At 64.2% G+C, this 17,895-nt stretch carries 17 protein-coding genes; 8 read left to right on the top strand and 9 right to left on the bottom strand.

The genetic code is table 11. The annotated features are described in order from the left end of the window. Window positions 1-147: 147 nt before the first annotated feature. The 3 genes from ettA (at window position 148) to LB526_RS04095 (ending at window position 3,846) form a co-directional block, all read left to right on the top strand. Window positions 148-1,797 (top strand): energy-dependent translational throttle protein EttA, encoded by a 1,650-nt coding sequence (gene ettA, locus LB526_RS04105; protein WP_095768965.1) that lies wholly within the window; start codon window positions 148-150, stop codon window positions 1,795-1,797. Window positions 1,798-1,837: 40 nt separating this feature from the next. Next, window positions 1,838-2,605: a trans-aconitate 2-methyltransferase gene (tam, locus tag LB526_RS04100; protein ID WP_224626296.1), complete on the top strand. Its 768-nt coding sequence runs from the start codon at window positions 1,838-1,840 to the stop codon at window positions 2,603-2,605. A gap of 119 nt (window positions 2,606-2,724) precedes the next feature. After that, window positions 2,725-3,846, top strand: coding sequence for a beta-ketoacyl-ACP synthase III (locus tag LB526_RS04095; RefSeq protein WP_224600765.1), 1,122 nt, complete (start codon window positions 2,725-2,727; stop codon window positions 3,844-3,846). On the opposite strand, the gene LB526_RS04090 is transcribed toward LB526_RS04095, so the two are convergent. Next, entirely contained in the window at window positions 3,843-4,409 is a 567-nt protein-coding gene (locus tag LB526_RS04090; RefSeq protein WP_224626294.1) for a methyltransferase family protein, read from the bottom strand. The two genes, LB526_RS04095 and LB526_RS04090, sit on opposite strands and share 4 nt — an antisense overlap. Before the next feature lie 184 nt (window positions 4,410-4,593). Between LB526_RS04090 and LB526_RS04085 the strand changes: the two genes are divergently transcribed. Next, window positions 4,594-5,223: an MOSC domain-containing protein gene (locus LB526_RS04085; RefSeq protein WP_224626291.1), complete on the top strand. Its 630-nt coding sequence runs from the start codon at window positions 4,594-4,596 to the stop codon at window positions 5,221-5,223. Between the two features lie 40 nt (window positions 5,224-5,263). Here the strand turns inward: LB526_RS04085 and LB526_RS04080 are convergent, their stop codons facing one another. From LB526_RS04080 to tsaA, 3 genes are all read right to left on the bottom strand, one after another. Next, window positions 5,264-6,106 carry an SDR family oxidoreductase gene (locus LB526_RS04080; protein ID WP_224626289.1) on the bottom strand — a complete coding sequence of 281 codons (843 nt, stop codon included), beginning with the start codon at window positions 6,104-6,106 and terminating at the stop codon, window positions 5,264-5,266. Window positions 6,107-6,415: 309 nt separating this feature from the next. Then, the gene (locus LB526_RS04075; protein WP_224626287.1) at window positions 6,416-6,730 is read right to left on the bottom strand and encodes a DUF2293 domain-containing protein; all 315 of its coding nucleotides are present in this window, start codon (window positions 6,728-6,730) and stop codon (window positions 6,416-6,418) included. Continuing rightward, a complete protein-coding gene (gene tsaA / locus LB526_RS04070; protein WP_224626283.1) occupies window positions 6,727-7,233 on the bottom strand; it encodes a tRNA (N6-threonylcarbamoyladenosine(37)-N6)-methyltransferase TrmO in 507 nt (168 codons plus the stop codon). Before tsaA ends, LB526_RS04075 begins: the two co-directional genes overlap by 4 nt. A gap of 139 nt (window positions 7,234-7,372) precedes the next feature. Between tsaA and LB526_RS04065 the strand changes: the two genes are divergently transcribed. Both LB526_RS04065 and metF read left to right on the top strand, forming a co-directional pair. Further along, window positions 7,373-8,395, top strand: coding sequence for an ArsR/SmtB family transcription factor (locus LB526_RS04065; protein ID WP_224626280.1), 1,023 nt, complete (start codon window positions 7,373-7,375; stop codon window positions 8,393-8,395). Then, window positions 8,395-9,312 (top strand): methylenetetrahydrofolate reductase [NAD(P)H], encoded by a 918-nt coding sequence (gene metF, locus LB526_RS04060; RefSeq protein ID WP_140839663.1) that lies wholly within the window; start codon window positions 8,395-8,397, stop codon window positions 9,310-9,312. The genes LB526_RS04065 and metF overlap by 1 nt, the downstream gene beginning before the upstream one ends. Window positions 9,313-9,683: 371 nt before the next feature. On the opposite strand, the gene LB526_RS04055 is transcribed toward metF, so the two are convergent. After that, complete coding sequence (locus LB526_RS04055) at window positions 9,684-10,604, bottom strand: DMT family transporter (RefSeq protein ID WP_224626278.1); 921 nt, start codon at window positions 10,602-10,604, stop codon at window positions 9,684-9,686. Between the two features lie 216 nt (window positions 10,605-10,820). On the opposite strand from LB526_RS04055, the gene LB526_RS04050 reads away from it, so the two are divergent. Further along, on the top strand, window positions 10,821-12,041 hold the full coding sequence (locus LB526_RS04050; protein WP_224626275.1) for an alanine racemase: 1,221 nt from the start codon (window positions 10,821-10,823) through the stop codon (window positions 12,039-12,041). Between the two features lie 37 nt (window positions 12,042-12,078). Here the strand turns inward: LB526_RS04050 and LB526_RS04045 are convergent, their stop codons facing one another. Beyond that, window positions 12,079-13,257, bottom strand: coding sequence for a lytic murein transglycosylase (locus LB526_RS04045; RefSeq protein ID WP_224626272.1), 1,179 nt, complete (start codon window positions 13,255-13,257; stop codon window positions 12,079-12,081). A 183-nt stretch (window positions 13,258-13,440) separates the two neighbouring features. Beyond that, complete coding sequence (locus LB526_RS04040) at window positions 13,441-14,232, bottom strand: GH25 family lysozyme (RefSeq protein WP_140839671.1); 792 nt, start codon at window positions 14,230-14,232, stop codon at window positions 13,441-13,443. 287 nt (window positions 14,233-14,519) lie between these two features. Here LB526_RS04040 and LB526_RS04035 point away from each other — a divergent pair, with 287 nt between their 5' ends. Continuing rightward, a complete protein-coding gene (locus LB526_RS04035; RefSeq protein ID WP_224626271.1) occupies window positions 14,520-15,902 on the top strand; it encodes a serine hydrolase domain-containing protein in 1,383 nt (460 codons plus the stop codon). 10 nt (window positions 15,903-15,912) lie between these two features. Here LB526_RS04035 and LB526_RS04030 read toward each other — a convergent pair whose 3' ends face one another. Then, window positions 15,913-16,578, bottom strand: a complete 666-nt coding sequence (locus tag LB526_RS04030) for a class I SAM-dependent methyltransferase (RefSeq protein WP_224626269.1) — start codon at window positions 16,576-16,578, stop codon at window positions 15,913-15,915. Then, the gene (locus LB526_RS04025) at window positions 16,575-17,873 is read right to left on the bottom strand and encodes a DUF3419 family protein (protein ID WP_224626267.1); all 1,299 of its coding nucleotides are present in this window, start codon (window positions 17,871-17,873) and stop codon (window positions 16,575-16,577) included. The genes LB526_RS04030 and LB526_RS04025 overlap by 4 nt, the downstream gene beginning before the upstream one ends. Window positions 17,874-17,895 lie beyond the last annotated feature (22 nt).

Below are 17,895 nucleotides of genomic sequence, written 5' to 3'. Positions count from 1 at the left end.
CCTGAGTGAATTTGGGCGCCGCAAACCGGCGAATCCGCGCGGATTGGCGCGTTTCGCGCCGAAAGCGATTGCCGTTCGACGCTTCATCGCCTACATAGCGCCCAACCCCCATCCACCTTGACACTTCAGTTTCCAGGGAAAGCGCGCGTGGCTCGCCAGTTCATCTATCACATGTCCGGCCTGTCGAAGGCCTACGGCACCAAGAAGGTGCTCGATAACGTTCACCTGTCCTTCTATCCGGATGCCAAGATCGGCATTCTCGGCCCCAACGGCTCGGGCAAGTCGACGATCCTGCGCATCATGGCCGGGCTCGACAAGGAGTTCCAGGGCGAGGCGTGGCTGGCCGAGGGTGCCACCGTCGGCTACCTGGCGCAGGAGCCGCAGCTCGACAACACCAAGACCGTGCGCGAGAACGTCATGGACGGCGTCGCCAGGAAGACCGCCATCATCGAGCGTTACAACGAGCTGATGATGAACTATTCCGACGAGACGGCGGACGAGTCGGCCAAGCTCCAGGACGAGATGGACCGGCTCAATCTTTGGGACCTGGAGCAGCAGGTCGAAATGGCGATGGACGCGCTGCAGTGTCCACCGCCCGACTCCGAAGTGACCAACCTGTCGGGCGGCGAGCGCCGCCGCGTGGCGCTGTGCCGGCTGCTGCTCGAACAGCCCGACCTCTTGCTGCTCGACGAGCCGACCAACCATCTCGACGCCGAGACCACGCAATGGCTGGAAAAGCATCTGCGCGACTATCCGGGCTCGGTGCTGATCATCACCCACGACCGCTACTTCCTGGACAACGTGACCGGCTGGATCCTCGAGCTCGATCGCGGCCGCGGCATCCCTTACGAGGGCAATTACACCAAATATCTCGACGCCAAGGCCAAGCGCCTGATCCAGGAAGGCCGCGAGGACGACGCCCGCCAGAAGTCGATCTGGCGCGAGCGCGAGTGGATCCAGTCCTCGCCCAAGGCACGCCAGACCAAGTCCAAGGCGCGTATCAAGGCGTATGAGGAACTTGTCGAGCAGTCGCAGAACCGCAAGCCGACCGACACGCAGATCGTCATCCCGTCGAGCGAGCGCCTCGGCAATCTCGTCATCGAGGTCGAAGGCCTCAACAAGGGCTTCGGCGACGAGCTCCTGATCGAGAACCTGTCGTTCAAGCTGCCGCCGGGCGGCATCGTCGGCGTCATCGGCCCGAACGGCGCCGGCAAGACGACGCTGTTCAAGATGATCACCGGCCAGGAAACGCCGGATGCCGGCTCGATCCGCAAGGGCGAGACGGTGCGGCTCGGCTATGTCGACCAGAGCCGCGACGCGCTCGATGCGAACAAGACGGTGTGGGAAGAGATCTCCGGCGGCGCCGAAGTCATCAAGCTCGGCAAGCACGAGGTCAACAGCCGCGCCTACTGCTCGTCCTTCAACTTCCGCGGCGGCGACCAACAGCAGAAGGTCGGCAACCTGTCGGGCGGCCAGCGCAACCGCGTCCACCTGGCCAAGATGCTGAAAGGCGGCGGCAATGTTCTTCTGCTCGACGAACCGACCAACGACCTCGACACCGAAACGCTGGGCGCGCTGGAAGACGCGCTGGAAGCCTATGCCGGCTGCGCCGTCATCATCAGCCACGACCGCATGTTCCTCGATCGCATGGCCACCCACATGCTCGCCTTCGAAGGCGACGCGCATGTCGAATGGTTCGAAGGCAATTTCGAGGAATATGAGAAGGACAAGCTGCGCCGCTTGGGCGCCGAAGCGGCGACTCCGCACCGCATGACCCACAAGCGGCTGACGCGGTAGGAGCAGTCCCCAAGGGCGGCGAACAAAGCAAGGTTCTCACATGGCTGACTGGTCCGCCGCCCAATATCTGAAGTTCGAGGATGAGCGCACGCGACCCGCGCGCGATCTCGTGGCGCAGGTGCCGGTCGATTTTCCGCGCCGCGTCGCCGATATCGGCTGCGGTCCCGGCAATTCCACCGAGCTTCTGGTCGAGCGCTGGCCGGATGCTCAGGTGAGCGGCTTCGACACCTCGCCGGACATGATCGAGAAGGCGCGGGCGCGGCTGCCGAATGTCAATTTCGAGCTGGCGGATGCCGCCGGATGGCAGCCCGAGCATCCCGTCGACGTCATCTTCGCCAATGCCGTCTTCCAATGGCTGCCGGAGCATCCGGCGGTGTTCCAGCGGCTAATGGGGCTTTTGGCGCCGGGTGGCGCCTTGGCCGTGCAGATGCCGGACAATCTCGGCGAGCCGTCGCACCAGTTGATGCGCGATACGGCGGCCGAGATGCCGTTCTCGGCGAAGCTCAAGGGTGCCGCGCGCGGGCCGCTGCCGCCGGTTTCCTTCTACTACGATCTTCTGTCGCCGCTCGCCGACCGGCTCGACATCTGGCACACCATCTACAACCATCCGCTGGCCGATGCCGAGGCGATCGTCGAATGGGGCAAGGCGACGGGGCTGAAGCCCTTCCTCGATCCGCTCGACGCGGACGAGAAAAAGCTGTTTCTCTCCAACTACACCGCCAAGATCGCCAAAGCCTATCCGAAAACGGCTACCGGCAAGGTGCTGCTGCGCTTCCCGCGCATCTTCATCGTCGCCAAGCGCGCTTGAGCATCCACCACCTGAATGCCAGCGGTGGTTGTCGAATTAAGCTGGAATAAACCGGGCAAATGCGACAAGTGTAGCGCCTCGCCTCGGCACAACTTGGCGCCCCCTCGGACGGATTGGACATGCATCGCGTCATCATCAGCGGCATCGGTGCCGAAATCCCTGAACCCGTCATCACCAATGAAGAGCTGGTCGCAAGCTTCAACAGCTGGGTCGATACCGAGAATGCTCGCCGCGCCGACACCGGCGAGCCGCTCTTGCAGAAATCGGACAGCGACTTCATCGTGCATGCCTCCGGCGTGAGAAGCCGCCATGTGATCGAGCGCGAGGGCATCCTTGACCCGACCCGCATGTCGCCGCGCATTCCGGCGCGGCCAGACGACGCGTTGTCATTGGAGGCGGAGTTCGGCCTCGCCTCGGCCAGGAAGGCGCTTGCCCATGCCGGGGTCGACGGGTCGGACATCGACCTGGTGATCTGCTCGGCCTCGCACCATCAGCGGCCCTATCCGGCCATCGCCATCGAGATGCAGGAGGCGCTGGGAACCAAGGGCGCCGGCTTCGACATGGGGCTTGGCTGCTCTTCCGCCGCGGCGGCGCTGCATGTCGCGGTCAACCTGGTGAGGGCAGGGGCGCACAAGCGCATCCTGGTGTCGACGCCGGAGATCATCACCGGGCATCTCAACTTCCGCGACCGGCAGACGCATTTCATCTTCGGCGACGCTTCGGTCGCCATGGTCGTCGAGGGACTGGCGCAGGGTGAGAAGCGGCCGGGGCGCTTCGAGGTGCTCGACACGCGCACCTGGACGCAGATGTCGAACAACATCCGCACCAATCTCGGCTATTACACGCGCACCGCCCAGAACGATCCCTACATGATCAACCTGGAAGGCAACCTCATCAAGCAGGTCGGCAACAAGGTGTTCAAGGAAGTCACCGTCGCCGGCCAGAAATTCATCGTCGAGTTCCTGGCCGAGCACGGGCTGACGCCGGCAGGCATCCGCCGCTTCTGGCTGCATCAGGCCAATGCGCGCATGAATGCCATGATCCTGAAACTATCCTTCGGCCACGACGTCGACCATGACCGCGCGCCGATGGTGCTGGAGCGGCTCGGCAACACCGCCGGGGCCGGCGCGATCGTGGCGCTGTCGGAGAACCATGCCGACATGAAGGCCGGCGATTTCGGCCTGATCTGCGCCTTCGGCGCCGGCTATTCGATCGGCGGCGCGCTGCTCAGGATGCTTTAAGCCGGCGCGAAGGGCACCAGCATCGGCACGCGCCTGGCGTAGTCGTCATAGGCCGGGCCAAGCTCGCCGCGCAGGAAGCTCTCTTCCAGCCGCGCCTTGACGACGACGCCGACGAGCAGCAGCGCGGCGCCGGCGATGCCCCAGACCGTGCCCTTGACGGCCATGGTGGCGAGGACGGACAGCAGCAGTCCGGTGTAGATCGGGTGGCGGACCAGGCCGTAGGGGCCGGTATCGACGACGCGATGATCAGCCTTGGCGGTGACGTTGGCCGACCAAAGGCGGCCGAGATGCAGGCGCGCCCACCAGGCGAAAGCGATGCCGATGGCGATCAAGGCGACGCAGATCCAGGCTTCGGCAAGCGTCGGCGTCCACAGCCGCAGCCTGCCAGCATAGCCGTGCGCCGGCACGAACAGCAGGATGGTGCCAGCCAGCCAAAGGATCCGATAACGCGCCTCCGACTTGAGATCGGCGCGCTTTTGCGCCGGATCTGCCCAGGCAGCGGCAAGGAGCCAGGATACCACCCAGAACAGCCAAAGCGCCGCTACAGCGTGTCCGACCTGCATGATCGAGCCTCCTCCCTCCCGATATAGCGCGCATCGTTTATGACGGCCGCACGGCGGCAATGCGACGCGTGTGCAGCGGGGCGGCGTTTTCTGGTAATAACGTCGTGATCGCCATCAAACGATGTGATCGGATCATCAGCGCTTTCGACTGGACCGCCTTCTCAGCGGCCTTTAGACCAGCGGCATGCAGGAAACGAACCTAGAGCTTTTTCCAGCGGCCGAACCGACAATCGACATCGTGCCCGGCCGCAAGCTGACGGCAAAGGCGGCGGCGCTCTATGCCGCTCCGCACGACCATTTCGAGACGAGGGCGGTCGAAGAACTGCGGCTCGGCTTCGACGGCATCGAGGGCGATTTCCATGCCGGCGCAACGCGGCGGTCGGGCGGGCGCGAGCCTTGGTATCCGCGCGGCACCGAAATGCGCAACGAGCGGCAATTGTCGCTTGTGGCCGCGGACGAGCTCGCCATCATCGCGCAACGCATGGGGATCGAGCAGATCAAGCCGGAGTGGATCGGCGCCAATCTTGTGGTCGAGGGCGTGCCGCATCTTTCGATGCTGCCGGCCGGCTCGCTGATGTTCTTCAAGGGCGGCGTGACGCTCAAGGTCGACGGCCAGAACAAGCCGTGCCGGTTCGCCGGGCAGTCGATCGCCGAGCATGTCGGCGCAGCGGATCAGGAGGCTACCGCGCTGCTCTTCCCAAAGGAGGCGAAACGGCTGCGCGGCCTTGTCGCCTGGGTCGAGAAGCCGGGCGTCATAAGAGCTGGCGAAGAGATTTCCATCCGGGTGCCCGAGCAGTGGATCTATCGGGCCTGAACAAAGAGGCCGCGCCGCTTTCGCGGCGCGGCGTTCGCGGTTAGGCCGCCTTGCGGTTCTTGTTGGCGCCCTGCGCCATTACCGAGACGTGATCCCATTTCTCCCAAGTGGCGATGCGGTTGGCATATTCCTGCCGGATCATCGGCAGTCCGCCGTCGCCGAAGAAGACCCTGAGCGGCGGCTCTTCGGCATCGATGATCGCCAGCATCGCCGGGCCGGTCGCTTGCGGATCGCCAGCGACGGAACGGCTGCGGCGCTCGGCCATCGCTGCGCGGACCGGCTCATAGGCGTCCAACGGCTTGGAGACCCTGGCCGACGGCCCGGCCCAGTCCGTGGAGAAGCCGCCCGGCTCGACAAGGGTGACGTGGATGCCGAAGCCGGCGACCTCGAGGCTGAGCGACTGGCTGAAGGCTTCCAGCGCCCATTTTGAGGCGTGATAAAGGCCGAGCGAGGCAAAGGCGTTGACGCCGCCGATCGAGGAGATCTGGATGATGCGGCCTGAGCGTTGCGCCCGCATGACGGGAAGCACGGCCTGGGTCACCCATAGCGCGCCGAAGACGTTGGTCTCGATCTGGTCGCGCGCCTCCTGCTCGGTGACCTCCTCGATGGCGCCGAAATGGCCGTAACCGGCATTGTTGACGACCACGTCGAGCCGGCCGAAACGCCTGTGCGCCTCGGCAACAGCGGCGTCGACGGCGGGCTTGTCGGTGACATCGAGCTGCATGGCAGCGACCTTGTCGCCATATTTCTCGACGAGATCGGCGAGCGTGCCGGCATCGCGCGCAGTTGCGGCGACGCGATCGCCGCGGGCGAGAGCGGCCTCGGCCCAGACGCGGCCAAAGCCCTTCGACGATCCGGTGATGAACCAAACCTTATCAGTCATGATCTGTGATCCTTGCCCTTGGAACGGTTCTGCGGTTTACGGCATCGCCGAGCCGCTCCAAGTCCTTGTTTTTGCGTAATTCCGAACGGAAAACCACTGCGAGCGTTCCTGGAATTGCTTTGAGGACGATGTATTCCGGATATAAACGGAGGATACTCCGCTTGCTGCATGTACGGCGCTTTCGACGTTTTTCCAGAGGCGCTGGCGGATTTATTTGGCGCCGGCCAAGGATAGCGTGCTGCGCTCGGCCGGCGGGATCGTCACGCCTCTTCCAACAAGCGCCATCAGACGTCGGAGAGAGTGTCGACCTTACGAGTCCTCCTCGTCTTCCTCAAGCAACCGTGTCGCCCGCCAACGGGTGAGCACCTCATTGGTCCGCCCGATGACGAAGAAGCGCGCCGAATCCCGGTCGTAGCCTTCGGCCAGCAGCTTTTCGTAATCGGTGTGGAGGTGGCGGACATGGGCGATGGTGGCCAGCCACACCGCGATCGTCGGCGGCAAGCTCTTCATGTGCACGGAACCGGCGTCGGCGCGGATCTTTTCCATATCGGCGTAAGGCGCGAGCGGCAAAAGGGCGGTCAGCGCCTTGGCGATGGCGCGGCGGCGGCCGGTGGGGGCGCTCATGTCTCGTCTCGCCCGGCGACCGTCGCTTCGGAGAAAGCATCCGTGGAGGCGTAATAGGGCTTGACGTCGATGACCGGTGTCCCGTCGAGCACATCGATGGCGTCGATTCCGATCCGGCCGGCCTCGATGTCGAGCGCGGCGAGCTTCGCTACATGCAGGCCGACAGGGTTGGGCCGGGCAGGGGAGCGCAGCGAGAAAACGCCTTTCGCTTCAGCCGCGTGGCGCGGTTTCTGCACAATCAGATTCCGCGGCGCGTGATGGAGCCAGGACAGGATGACGACGTGGCTGGCGCGTTCCAGGTTTTGCAACCCCAGGCGATAGGGCTGGTCGATCAGGATTGTCGCGGGTCGCCCGGTTTCCCGGGCCGCGCGCATGTTCTTGGGGCAATCCTCGCGACTGGTCCATGGTGAGACGATGCGGCCGATGAAGACCACATGGCCGTCCGGTGGTAACTGCGCCGGGTCGGCCGCAAGAAGCATTTCACCTTGGCGTGTCTCAAACATCCTGCTCATCCCGCCCAGAAACTGCCTGCCGGCGCGGATCGCGGCTGCGCCATTTTCTTGTCCGGAAGCGACATAGCGCTTGCCAGGGTATCAAAATCGACATAAACATATCTTTATATCTTTCAACGAGAGCCCGCTCATGCATGTCTCGCTCGACACAATGGTAGATACATTGAAGGCGGCGGCCGAATCCAGCCGGCTGCGCATCCTGGTGCTGCTTTCGCGGGGGGATCTCACCGTCTCCGACCTCACCGAGATCCTCGGCCAGTCGCAGCCGCGCGTCTCGCGGCATCTGAAGCTGCTGCTCGACGCCGGGCTGATCGGCCGCTATCAGGAAGGGTCCTGGGCTTTTTTCAGGCTGACCGACATCGATAATTCGCGCGATTTCGTCCAGCGTCTGGTGTCGGGAATAAGCGAAGCCGATCCGCAGGTGGTGCGCGATCTCGAGCGGCTGGCGGCGGTGAAGCGCAAGCGGCAGGACCGGGCCGCCGAATATTTCTCCGAGAATGCCGCGAGCTGGGATCACATCCGCTCGCTGCATGTGCCGGACCGCGCGGTGGAGGCGGCACTCATCAGGCTCGTGGGCAAGCGGCCGTTCCAGTCAATGCTCGACCTCGGCACCGGCACGGGCAGGCTGCTCGAAATCTTCGCGCCGCTCTACCGGCGCGGCGTCGGCATCGACATGTCGCGCGAGATGCTGAGCGTGGCGCGCGCCAATCTCGACAAGGCCGGCATCGCCAATGCGCAGGTACGCCAAGGTGACATCTTCTCGCCGCCGGTCGAGCGCAACGCCTTCGATCTCGTCACAATCCACCAGGTGCTGCACTATCTCGACGATCCCGCGCGCGCCATCGCCGAGGCGGCGAGGCTGCTCAGGCCATCAGGCCGGCTGATCGTCGTCGACTTCGCGCCCCACGCGCTCGAATTCCTACGCGACCAGCACGCCCATATGCGGCTGGGCTTTTCCGACCGGCAGATGTCCGACTGGTTCGCCGAGGCCGGCCTCGATCTCGAGGACAGCCAGGAATTCGAGCCGCGTGGCGGTAACGAGGCAAGGCTTACGGTGAAGCTCTGGCTCGGCCGCGATCGGCGACTGCTGATCGCCGATCCATCCAATGACTCGCTACCTGCCAAGGCATATCCAATGGGGGAAACAGCCTGATGAACCAGTTCCGCTTTTCCCGCCGCCCCGACATCGGCGACAAGGTCAGGGTCTCCTTCGAATTCTTCCCACCGAAGACCGACGAGATGGAAGCAAGGCTCTGGGATACGGTCACCCGGCTGGAGCCGCTCAAGCCGAAATTCGTCTCGGTGACCTATGGCGCCGGCGGCTCGACCCGTGAGCGCACGGCGCGCACGGTCAAGCGCATCTTGAACGAGACGACGCTGACGCCGGCGGCGCACATGACCTGCGTCGATGCCGCGCGCGATCAGGTCGACACGGTCATCCGCGAATTTGCGGATATGGGCGTCAAACGTTTCGTCGCGTTGCGCGGCGATCCGGCGGCCGGTGTCGGCGCAAGTTACCACCCGCACCCCGATGGCTATGCCAATGGCGCCGAACTGGTCGGGGCGCTGAAGAACGCCGGCGATTTCGACATCTCGGTCTCGGCCTATCCGGAAAAGCATCCGGAAAGCCCGGATTTTGCCACCGACATTGATATGCTGAAGCGCAAGGCCGACAATGGCGCGACGCGGGCGATCACTCAGTTCTTCTTCGACAACGATCTTTACGAGCGCTATGTCGAGCGGGCCCGCCGCGCCGGCATCTACATCCCGATCGTGCCGGGCATCCTGCCGGTGCATAACTTCACCCAGGTCGCCAATTTCTCGTCGCGCTGCGGGGCGCTGGTGCCGGCCTGGCTGGCCGAGCGCTTCGAGGGGCTGGAGAACGACCCGCAGACGCATGCCCTCGTGGCCTCCGCCGTGGCCGCCGAACAGGTACTCGACCTTGTCGAGCGCGGCGTCGGCGACTTCCATTTCTACACGATGAACCGCGCCGATCTCGTCTTTGCCGTCTGCCACATGATCGGCATCCGTTCGCATGAGACGGAGGCGGCGGGTTCGGCCGCCGCATAGGGCAGGCTGCAACGGAAAAGGCCGGGTAGAACCCGGCCTTTTTGAACTGTTTGGACTATACCTCGGTACTGGTCTTCCCGGTTTTGGCGGGTCAGGGAAGAACACCTATGATAAGGGCACCGATGAATGCGAATGCGGCACAAATCATCAACGCGTTGATCGGCCTCGTCAGTCCCATGCCATAGCCTCCTCTTCAGAGCTATGGCCGGAATCTAGAGTCATTTGGGTTACAGGCAAGCGGAAAACGTGCTGCAATGCGACATGATTGTGGGATTTGCGACTTCCGATCTATCGTTAGCCGTTGAAACTCTTTGGCAAAAGCCGCCTCAGGCGTTGTGAATAAATTGTGGCGGAGCCGTGGCATGACACCGCTACCATCGGCCAAACAGGCGACCGTCTATGGTGACCAGGCCGAGTCCGATCAGCGTCATGCCGCCGATTTCGAACAGCGCCAGGCGCTCGCCGAGGAACAGGAAGCCGAGCAGCACCGCGCTGACCGGCACGACCAGGGTGACCAGCGAGGCATTGGTGGCGCCGGCCGAGGCGACGAGATTGAAATAGAGGATGTAAGCAAAGGCGGTTGAAAGCAGCGCGAGGCCCAGAACCGCGGCCCAGACGGGCGGCGAGACCGAGAAAAGCCCCGCGGGGCCATACCCAATCAGGACGAGCGGGATCATGATGATGGTCGATGCGGTCAGCTGTCCGGTGGCGATGACGGGCGACGGCACGCCCTTGAAGCGGCGCGCGATCATCAGGGCGACGGCGTAGGAGATCGAAGCGCCGATCAGTGCGAACTTGGCCCACACCGGTCCGCCAAGCCCGGCAAGCAGGCCAGGTCCGATCATCACCGCGGTGCCGGCGACACCGAGCGCGATGCCGGCGAACTTGTTCCAGGACAGCTTCTCGTCGGTTGTGAGCGCATTGGCCAGGATCAGCGTCCAGAACGGCGTCGTGGCGTTGAGCACCGAAGCGACGCCGGCGCCGAGCTGCGTCTGGCCGGCGAAAATCAGCGAGAAGGGCACGACATTGTTGGTGAGCGCCAGCAGGAAGAACAGGCCGGCATGCGGGAAGGCGAGCCGGAACGAAGGGCCGCGGGCTGGCAGATAGAGGTGAAGTGCCGCCGCGGCGATGGCGACGCGAAACAGCACCAGCGCCAGCGGATGGATCTCGGAAACGGCGATGCGGGCAAAGAAGAACGAACCGCCCCAGATCGCGCCGAGCAGGAGAAGCTGCCCCCAATCCTTGAGCGTCATCGCTCCGCGCGTCGGCGCGGCGCCGGCAGTAATTGACATGTCCTGTTCCTCCCCGGGGGCCGATCGCAACCTCGGCCCGTAAAGTATCTCAAGAACCGATATCGGGTTCGGCGGCAAGGGCCACCCGAAACCTGACGGTGGTTTAGCGTCGCCAAAATGTGCAGCAGGCCGCTCCGGATCGCCAAGACACAGAACTGTTTTCTTTGGCGGCTAGCTAGGATTAATTGTGCGCGCTCCAGACCCGAGGATTCGTCCATGCAGCGATTCGGAAATGCCCGTGAGGCGGCACTGGCGCTTCGTCCCGACGACCCGGTCTACTGTTTCCGCCCGCAGGTGCTGAAGGAGGATGCCCTGCAGTTCATGGGCATGTTTCCCGGCAAGACCGCTTACGCGGTCAAGACCAATGGCGAGCAGATCGTTCTCAAGACGCTGGTGGAAGCCGGCGTCAGCGCCTTCGACGTCGCCTCGCCCGGCGAGTTCGCCGCCGTGCGCGCCGTCTCGCCCGACGCCGAGATGCTCTACATGCACCCGGTCAAAGCGCAGTCGGACATCAAGCTGGCGCTTGAAAAATACGGCATCCGGGTGATCTCGCTCGACCATGAGGACGAGATCACCAAGCTGACGCGCGTCGTGCGTGCGCTCGATATCGATCCCGGCGCCGTCACCGTCTTCGTGCGCATCCAGACCAAGGGCCACGCGGCTTACGAATTGTCGAAGAAGTTCGGCGCGGGGCCGGCCAATGCGGTCGAGCTTGCCGAGCGGCTGAATCGCACGGGCTACAAGGTCGGCCTCTGCTTCCATGTCGGCAGCCAGATCGAGGATCCCGATACCTATGAACGCGCGCTCGCCTCGGCCGACTGGGTGCGCAACCGCCTGACTTTCGACATTGCGGGGCTCGATGTCGGCGGCGGCTTTCCCGCCGAATACGGCCATGATCCCAATCGCAGGCACATCGAGATGCCGTCGCTCGGCCAATTGATGTCGCGGCTGGCCGGCGACCTGAAAGAATATCAGTTCGACCAGATGCCCCTGGTGGCCGAGCCCGGACGCGTGATCGTGGCGCGGTGTCTCTCGCTGATCGTGCGGGTGCTGTTGCGCAAGGGCAAGCGGCTCTACATCAATGACGGCATCTGGGCCTCGCTGTCGGATTCATGGACCGGCAAGATCACGCTGCCGGCCCGCTTCATTCCCGATCCCGCGATCCGTACCCGCAACGGCAACGAAAACACTATCGTGCCCTTCAAGGTCTGCGGCGCGACCTGCGATTCCGTCGATATCCTGTCCAGGCCTTTCTGGCTGCCAGAAACGGTCGACACCGGCGACTGGATCGAGATCGGCCATATCGGCGCCTACTCGCTGTCGCTGAGAACCCGCTTCAACGGCTTCTTCCCCGACACATTCGTCGAGGTGACGACGCCCTTCGACGAGGGCGATGCGCCGCAGGGCTTTGCCAGCCTGGAGACGATGGCGGATTGAGCTCCAACTTCTCCCGCAAGGGGAGAAGGACAGGGCGCTACAGCTTCGCCAAAAGCTCCGGCGTCGGCCAACCATCCACCGGCAGGCCAAGCCGCATCTGCTCCTTGCGGACCGCCTCGCGCGTGTTGGTGCCCAGGATGCCGTCGACGGTGCCGACGTCGTAGCCCTTGGCCTCGAGCTTGGTCTGCAGCGCCTTCATCTGGTCGCCGCTCAGGCCTTGCTCGGGCGTGCGCGGATCGAATTGCGGCGCGCCGGCAAGGCGGCTCGCAAGCACTGCCGCCGTCAGCGCGTAGGTGAAGGACTGGTTCCATTCCAGATAGACGTCGAAATTGTCGTAGGTCAGGAAGGCGGGACCCTTGCGGCCCATCGGCAGCGCCAGGCCAGCCTTGAGACCATTGTCGATGAGCGGGTTGCCGTTGGGTTCGGTGACGCCCCATTGCGCCCATTGCGACAGCGGCAGCTTGTTGGTGCGGCCGGTCTGGTCCCATGGCATCTCGTCGGGGACGCGCACTTCCTGGACCCAGGGCTGGTCGCGCTTCCAGCCGCGCGACATGATCTTGTCGGCCGTGGTCATGATGACGTCCGGCACGCTGTTCCTCAGATCGACCTTGCCGTCTCCGTCGCCGTCGACGCCGCGCGCCAGATAGTCGGTCGGCAGGATCTGGGTCTGGCCGATCTCGCCGGCCCAGGCGCCCTTGACGTCGGCCGGCAGCACGCCGCGGTCGATCAAGGTAAGCAGCGGCACCAATTGCTGCCGAAACAGCTGAGGGCGGCGGCAATCATGCGAAAGCGTCACCAGCGCATTCAGCGTATGGAAGTCGCCCTGGACGGCGCCGAAGTCGGTCTCCAGCCCCCAGAAAGCAGCGATGATGGCCGGTTGCACGCCGAACTCCTTGTCGGCGCGGTCGAAGATTTCGGCATATTTCTTCAGATTGGCCGCACCCTGCTTCAGGCGGTAGGTCGAAATCATGCGGTTGGCGAATTCGGTGAAAGTCTGGGTGAAGACACCCTGGGCGCGGTCGCGCGCCAATGCCCGCTGGTCGATGGTGGCGTCCTCCAGCGCGTCGAGCCCGACGGCGCCGACGCCGGCCGCCTTGGCTTCTGCCGCGACGCCCTGTTTCCAGGCCTCGAAATCGCCGCCGCATTCCTGCGCCGCCGAGGGCAGCGCAAGCGCGCCGAGGAAGAGCGCCGCCAGGATTTCAACGCGCAATCGCATCGCTTTCCTTTCGAGACCTGCGCATGACCCGATCGCGACCCCGGACGGGATCGGACGGGCGCATGCGAGGATTTCAAAGTTCGGGAGCCGCGCCAGGCACTCATACGAGTGCGCCGCTCCGGATTACCAGCGGTTGCATGTTTCGCCGCCCGCCGTGTCGAAAAGCAGGCGCGGCGGCCGATGTCAACGGGTGTTCTGCCGCAGCCACTTCTTCCAGGCAGCTTCCGAGCCGTTGAAGACGTTGATGTCGGACTTGCCGGTCATGCCGGGCACGATGCCGGTGCCGGTGTACTGCCAGAAGGTGAAGGGGTGGCTGCCGTATTTCTCGCGCGGGTGGCCGGCGACCGAGCGCAGCCAATAGGGATACCCGCGGAAGGTCGCCAGCTGGTTGTCGTCGAAGAAGTCGACCGAGGTGTAGATGATCGGCTTCTTGCCGTAATAGCGCTCGACCATTTGCAGGAAGACGGTCATCTCGCTGCGCACCGTGGCCGGGTCGGGGCGCAGCCTGCAGGTCGGCGATTTCGGGTTCCATTCCATGTCGAGCACCGGCGGCATTGCCGACGGGTCTCTCGGGACATTGGCGATGAACCAGCGCGCCTGGGTTTCGGCCGGCGTGCAGAAATAGAAGAAATGATAGGCCGCGCGCGGGACGCCGGCGGCCCTTGTACGCGCCCAGTGCTCGTTGAAATAGTCGTCGAAACGATCGCCGCCCTCCGTCGCCTTGATGAAGGCAAAGGAGATGCCGCTGGCCTTGGCGGTCGGCCAGTCGATCGAGCTCTGGTATTTGGAGACGTCCGTGCCGTGGATGGCGTAGGTCCATGGCGCGCCGCTGTCCCACTCATGCGGCTTGGAGTCCTCGAATTTGGGCGCGCGCACGGCAACCGCCTGCGACGACGGCGACAATGGTGAGAGGTCCTCCACAGTCGAGCAGGCGCCCAGCAGCGTAAGCATCAGGATGGCCGCAAGACGGCGCATGATATTCCCCGAGCCGGGATCAGCCGGCCGCTGATGGGTCCTTCATCGATGGTGGTCGCTTACGCGGGCCCCCTCCGGACGATCGCCCCACAGGACCGTCCCGATTTATTCCGTCCAAATCGTTATCCCAAAACTGCTGCGCACTTTTGGGCGACATGGAATCATTTGATCGCCGAACATGGTTGATAATCCATTGACGGCGCTCGACGATGCCGGCGATTTTGCGGAAGCAATGGCGGCAAATCGATGACATAAATCGAGCCGGCGAATCCAAAAGGCGGGGAAAGATGCGAGCCGTCGTGAAGTTCATCAAATGGCTGCTTGGGCTTGTGGTCCTGGCGGTGGCGGCGCTCTTCGCCTGGCTCTATTTCGCGCCGCCAGAACTCATCCGCGTCGGCTCCGGCTACTCGGCCAAGATCGTCTGCTCGAACGTCTTCATCGCCGGCCGCGACGCCAAAGAGGTCCTGGCCGTCGATGTGCAGGCACCAGGCCATCCGCTGCTCAAGCTGATGAAGGTCTCCGTCGACAAGGAAAGGGGACTGGTTTCGGCCGGCCTGCTTTGGGTTTTCGGCAAGAGTGTCGCGGTCGAGCGCGACGGCGTCGGTTGCGCGTCGGTTGCCGATGGCGACACCGGCAAGGCAAGGCAGACGTCGCTGCGCGCCGCGCCGCCGGCCGCGGCGCAACCCGACGCGCTCTGGCCCGATGGCGAGCGGGTCGATGCTTCGCAGCACCCCGAGGTCGCGAAGATCGTCGACGATGCCGCGATGGCCGGCACCGGCATGCGCGCCATCGTGGTGGTGAAGAACGGCCGGATCATCGCGGAGCGCTATAGCGAGGGCTTTTCGGCCAAGACGCCGCTGCTTGGCTGGTCGATGACCAAGACGGTGAATGCCGCGATCGTCGGCACGCTGGTCAGGGACGGCAAGCTGGCGCTCGACAATAAGGGCCTGTTCAAGCCGTGGAAGGCCGACGGCCGCGCCGCCATCAGCCTTGCCGACATGATGGCGATGTCGAGCGGGCTGGCGTTCAACGAGGATTATGGGGACGTCGCCGACGTGACGCGCATGCTTTATCTCGAGCCGGACATGGCTCGCTTCGCCGAGGCACAACCGCTGGCCGGCGAGGTGGGAAAAGTGTTTTCCTATTCGAGCGGCACAGCGGTGATGCTGTCGCGGCTGTGGCAGGACGCGATCGGCGACAAGGCGAAGGCGCTGGCATGGCCGCGCACGGCGCTGTTTGAGCCGCTCGGTATGCACAGCGCGGTGCTCGAGACCGACGAGCAAGGTACCTTCGTCGGCTCGTCCTATCTCTATGCCACGGCCCATGATTGGGCGCGCTTCGGCCAGTTCCTGCTGCAGGGCGGCGTCTGGAACGGAAACCAGATCCTGCCCGCCGGTTTCGTCGACTGGATGCGCGAGGCCGCACCGGCCTCAAAGGTGTATGGCAAAGGCCAAGTCTGGATCGAGGGGCCGGGCGATGAGGAAAATCCCGGCGCGGGCGTCGCTGCAGGCCTGCCCAAGGACACCTATTGGATGGAGGGCCATGACGGCCAGACGGTGGCGATCATTCCGTCCGAGCAGTTGGTGGTGGTGAGGCTAGGTCTGACGCCGGGCAAGTTTGGCTATCGGCCACAAGCGATGGTCAGCGCGCTGGTGAAGGCCCTGCACTGATCGCGTTCTTTTATTTGCGGGATCCGATCACGGCCAGCCAGGCGTAGCCGCGATAAAGCGTTCTGAAGCGGAAGGTTGCGCCAGTGCGCTGCGATTCCGATTCAAGTACGTCGCGCAGCGAGGCGCGCGGCGCGACATGGAATTTCCGCAGCCAGCCGCGCAGCAGGGGGCGGAACCAGTGCGGCAGGCCTTCCTGTTGGCCGAAATCGACGACATGCAGCGAACCGCCGGGCGCGAGCGCCGCAAGGGCTGCCGAAACCGTCTTTTCCCAGCCGGGGATCATCGACAGCGAATAGGACACGAAGACGCGGTCGAACTGCGCGATGCCGAAGAGCGGCATGGCATCGAAGTCGGTTGCGTCGCCGCGCGACAGCCTGACTTTGTCGGACAGGCCTTCGCGAGCAATAGCCGCGCTAGCCGTCTCCAGCATCTCGGCCGAGATGTCCAAACCGAAGAAGCGCGCATCCGGATAGCGGCGGGCGGCAAGCGCAATGTTGCGGCCGGTGCCGCAGCCAAGCTCCAGCACGGTGCCGCCTTGCGGCACGTCCAGCCCGTCGATCAGCCGGTCGCGGCCGAGCAGGTAGTATTTGCGGGTCAGATCATAGATATGGCGCTGCCAGCGGTAGACGCCGTCCATCAGTTCGGCATGGCTGGCCGGCAGCTCCGTCGTGCTCATGCGGGACGCTTCACATAGAGATGGAAGCCGCCATAGATCGCCGAGCGGTCCCTTGCCGAGAATTCGCGCGAGGCGTCGGCCTCGTAGGTCCACTGGTCGAGCAACGAACTGGAGACACGGCCGGGCAGGAGGCTCGGTTCGGCCGCGGTGCGGAAGATGACGCGGGCGCCGGCCGAGGCCGTGCGAGTGATCTCGGTCCACAGCGCGTTGAGCAGGTCGTCGGTCATCCAGTCCTGCGCGTCGAGCAGGACGAAGCGATCGACGGTGCCGGCATCCTTGGCGGCCAGGAACTTGATCAGATTGGCGTGGTGGATGGCGACGCGATCGATGTTGTCGCGGATCGTCTTGTAATTGCGCTCTTCCAGATAAGCAGGCAGCGCGGCCTCGCCGGGCTGCGGATAACGGCGGGCAAAGGCCTGCCAGGCGAAATAGTTGTTCTTGAGCGGGAAATCGCAGGCGAGCTTTTCAAGGCGCGCCTTGAGCACGCTCGCCATCGAGCCGTCGCCAGAGGTGATCAGCGAGTCATACTGCGCCGGCGGAATGCCGAGGCCGAACAGCGAGGCCTTGCGCGAGGTCGCCCAGCGCAGCAGCTTCTTGTCGAAGACCGGTGCCAGTTCCTCATTGAAGAAGCGGCGCTGCTCGCCGATGTTCTCCGCCTTCATGATGCCGGCGGGATCGACGCCGAACAGTTTTGCGACGCGATGGCCCATTGCGATGAAGAGGCCGAGCAGGCCGGTCTGGTAGAAGTTGCGGTCGAAAACCGAGATGCGGCGGCGGCCGCGCCAGTTGCGGCGTTCCCAGTAATGGCGGCTGACCGGATCGAGATGCGGCGCGATGAAGCGATCATAGGCATCGGAATTGTGGCTGGTGCCGGCGGCGCCGAAGAAACGGAACAGGTCGCCCTGCGACGGCAGGTGGCGCACCGCTTCCAGCTTCATGCGGTTCAGCGCGACATGCGCGGCATTGAGATCAACGGCGTCGATCCGGGCCGGCGTGCGGGTCAGGTAAGCCAGGATGTTGCAGCCGCCCGAGGCGATCGTGACGACTCGGTGCCCGGCGCCAAGTTGCATGGCCTCCATGTCGACATCGGGATCTTCCCAGATCTGCGGATAGACGAGGCCGGAGAACAGGAAAGCGAAGAGCCGCTCGGAAATGCCGTCCTTCGACAATGCCCGGTTCTGGTAGACGGCCTTTCCGACTTCCTTGCCTCGACGATAAACGAGTTCTCCGGATACGTCCGACATGGAAAGGTGATTCCCCGTTTGCTTTGGCGCAAGCGGGTAGCGCAGCGGCATGACAGACAGGTGACAGCCTGTT

This window comes from Mesorhizobium sp. CA6 (assembly GCF_020165035.1).
In the GTDB taxonomy this organism is placed as follows: domain Bacteria; phylum Pseudomonadota; class Alphaproteobacteria; order Rhizobiales; family Rhizobiaceae; genus Mesorhizobium.
Note: the sequence above shows the minus strand (reverse complement) of the source record. Positions and strands in the feature narration are given on the sequence as shown.

Excerpts from the sequence above, each read along its gene's own strand:
- tam (WP_224626296.1), top strand. The coding sequence starts at position 1,838 with ATGGCTGACTGGTCCGCCGCCCAATATCTGAAGTTCGAGGATGAGCGC.
- LB526_RS04095 (WP_224600765.1), top strand. The coding sequence starts at position 2,725 with ATGCATCGCGTCATCATCAGCGGCATCGGTGCCGAAATCCCTGAACCC.
- LB526_RS04090 (WP_224626294.1), bottom strand. The coding sequence starts at position 4,409 with ATGCAGGTCGGACACGCTGTAGCGGCGCTTTGGCTGTTCTGGGTGGTA.
- LB526_RS04085 (WP_224626291.1), top strand. The coding sequence starts at position 4,594 with ATGCAGGAAACGAACCTAGAGCTTTTTCCAGCGGCCGAACCGACAATC.
- LB526_RS04080 (WP_224626289.1), bottom strand. The coding sequence starts at position 6,106 with ATGACTGATAAGGTTTGGTTCATCACCGGATCGTCGAAGGGCTTTGGC.
- LB526_RS04075 (WP_224626287.1), bottom strand. The coding sequence starts at position 6,730 with ATGAGCGCCCCCACCGGCCGCCGCCGCGCCATCGCCAAGGCGCTGACC.
- tsaA (WP_224626283.1), bottom strand. The coding sequence starts at position 7,233 with ATGTTTGAGACACGCCAAGGTGAAATGCTTCTTGCGGCCGACCCGGCG.
- LB526_RS04065 (WP_224626280.1), top strand. The coding sequence starts at position 7,373 with ATGCATGTCTCGCTCGACACAATGGTAGATACATTGAAGGCGGCGGCC.
- metF (WP_140839663.1), top strand. The coding sequence starts at position 8,395 with ATGAACCAGTTCCGCTTTTCCCGCCGCCCCGACATCGGCGACAAGGTC.
- LB526_RS04055 (WP_224626278.1), bottom strand. The coding sequence starts at position 10,604 with ATGTCAATTACTGCCGGCGCCGCGCCGACGCGCGGAGCGATGACGCTC.
- LB526_RS04050 (WP_224626275.1), top strand. The coding sequence starts at position 10,821 with ATGCAGCGATTCGGAAATGCCCGTGAGGCGGCACTGGCGCTTCGTCCC.
- LB526_RS04045 (WP_224626272.1), bottom strand. The coding sequence starts at position 13,257 with ATGCGATTGCGCGTTGAAATCCTGGCGGCGCTCTTCCTCGGCGCGCTT.
- LB526_RS04040 (WP_140839671.1), bottom strand. The coding sequence starts at position 14,232 with ATGCGCCGTCTTGCGGCCATCCTGATGCTTACGCTGCTGGGCGCCTGC.
- LB526_RS04035 (WP_224626271.1), top strand. The coding sequence starts at position 14,520 with ATGCGAGCCGTCGTGAAGTTCATCAAATGGCTGCTTGGGCTTGTGGTC.
- LB526_RS04030 (WP_224626269.1), bottom strand. The coding sequence starts at position 16,578 with ATGAGCACGACGGAGCTGCCGGCCAGCCATGCCGAACTGATGGACGGC.
- LB526_RS04025 (WP_224626267.1), bottom strand. The coding sequence starts at position 17,873 with ATGCCGCTGCGCTACCCGCTTGCGCCAAAGCAAACGGGGAATCACCTT.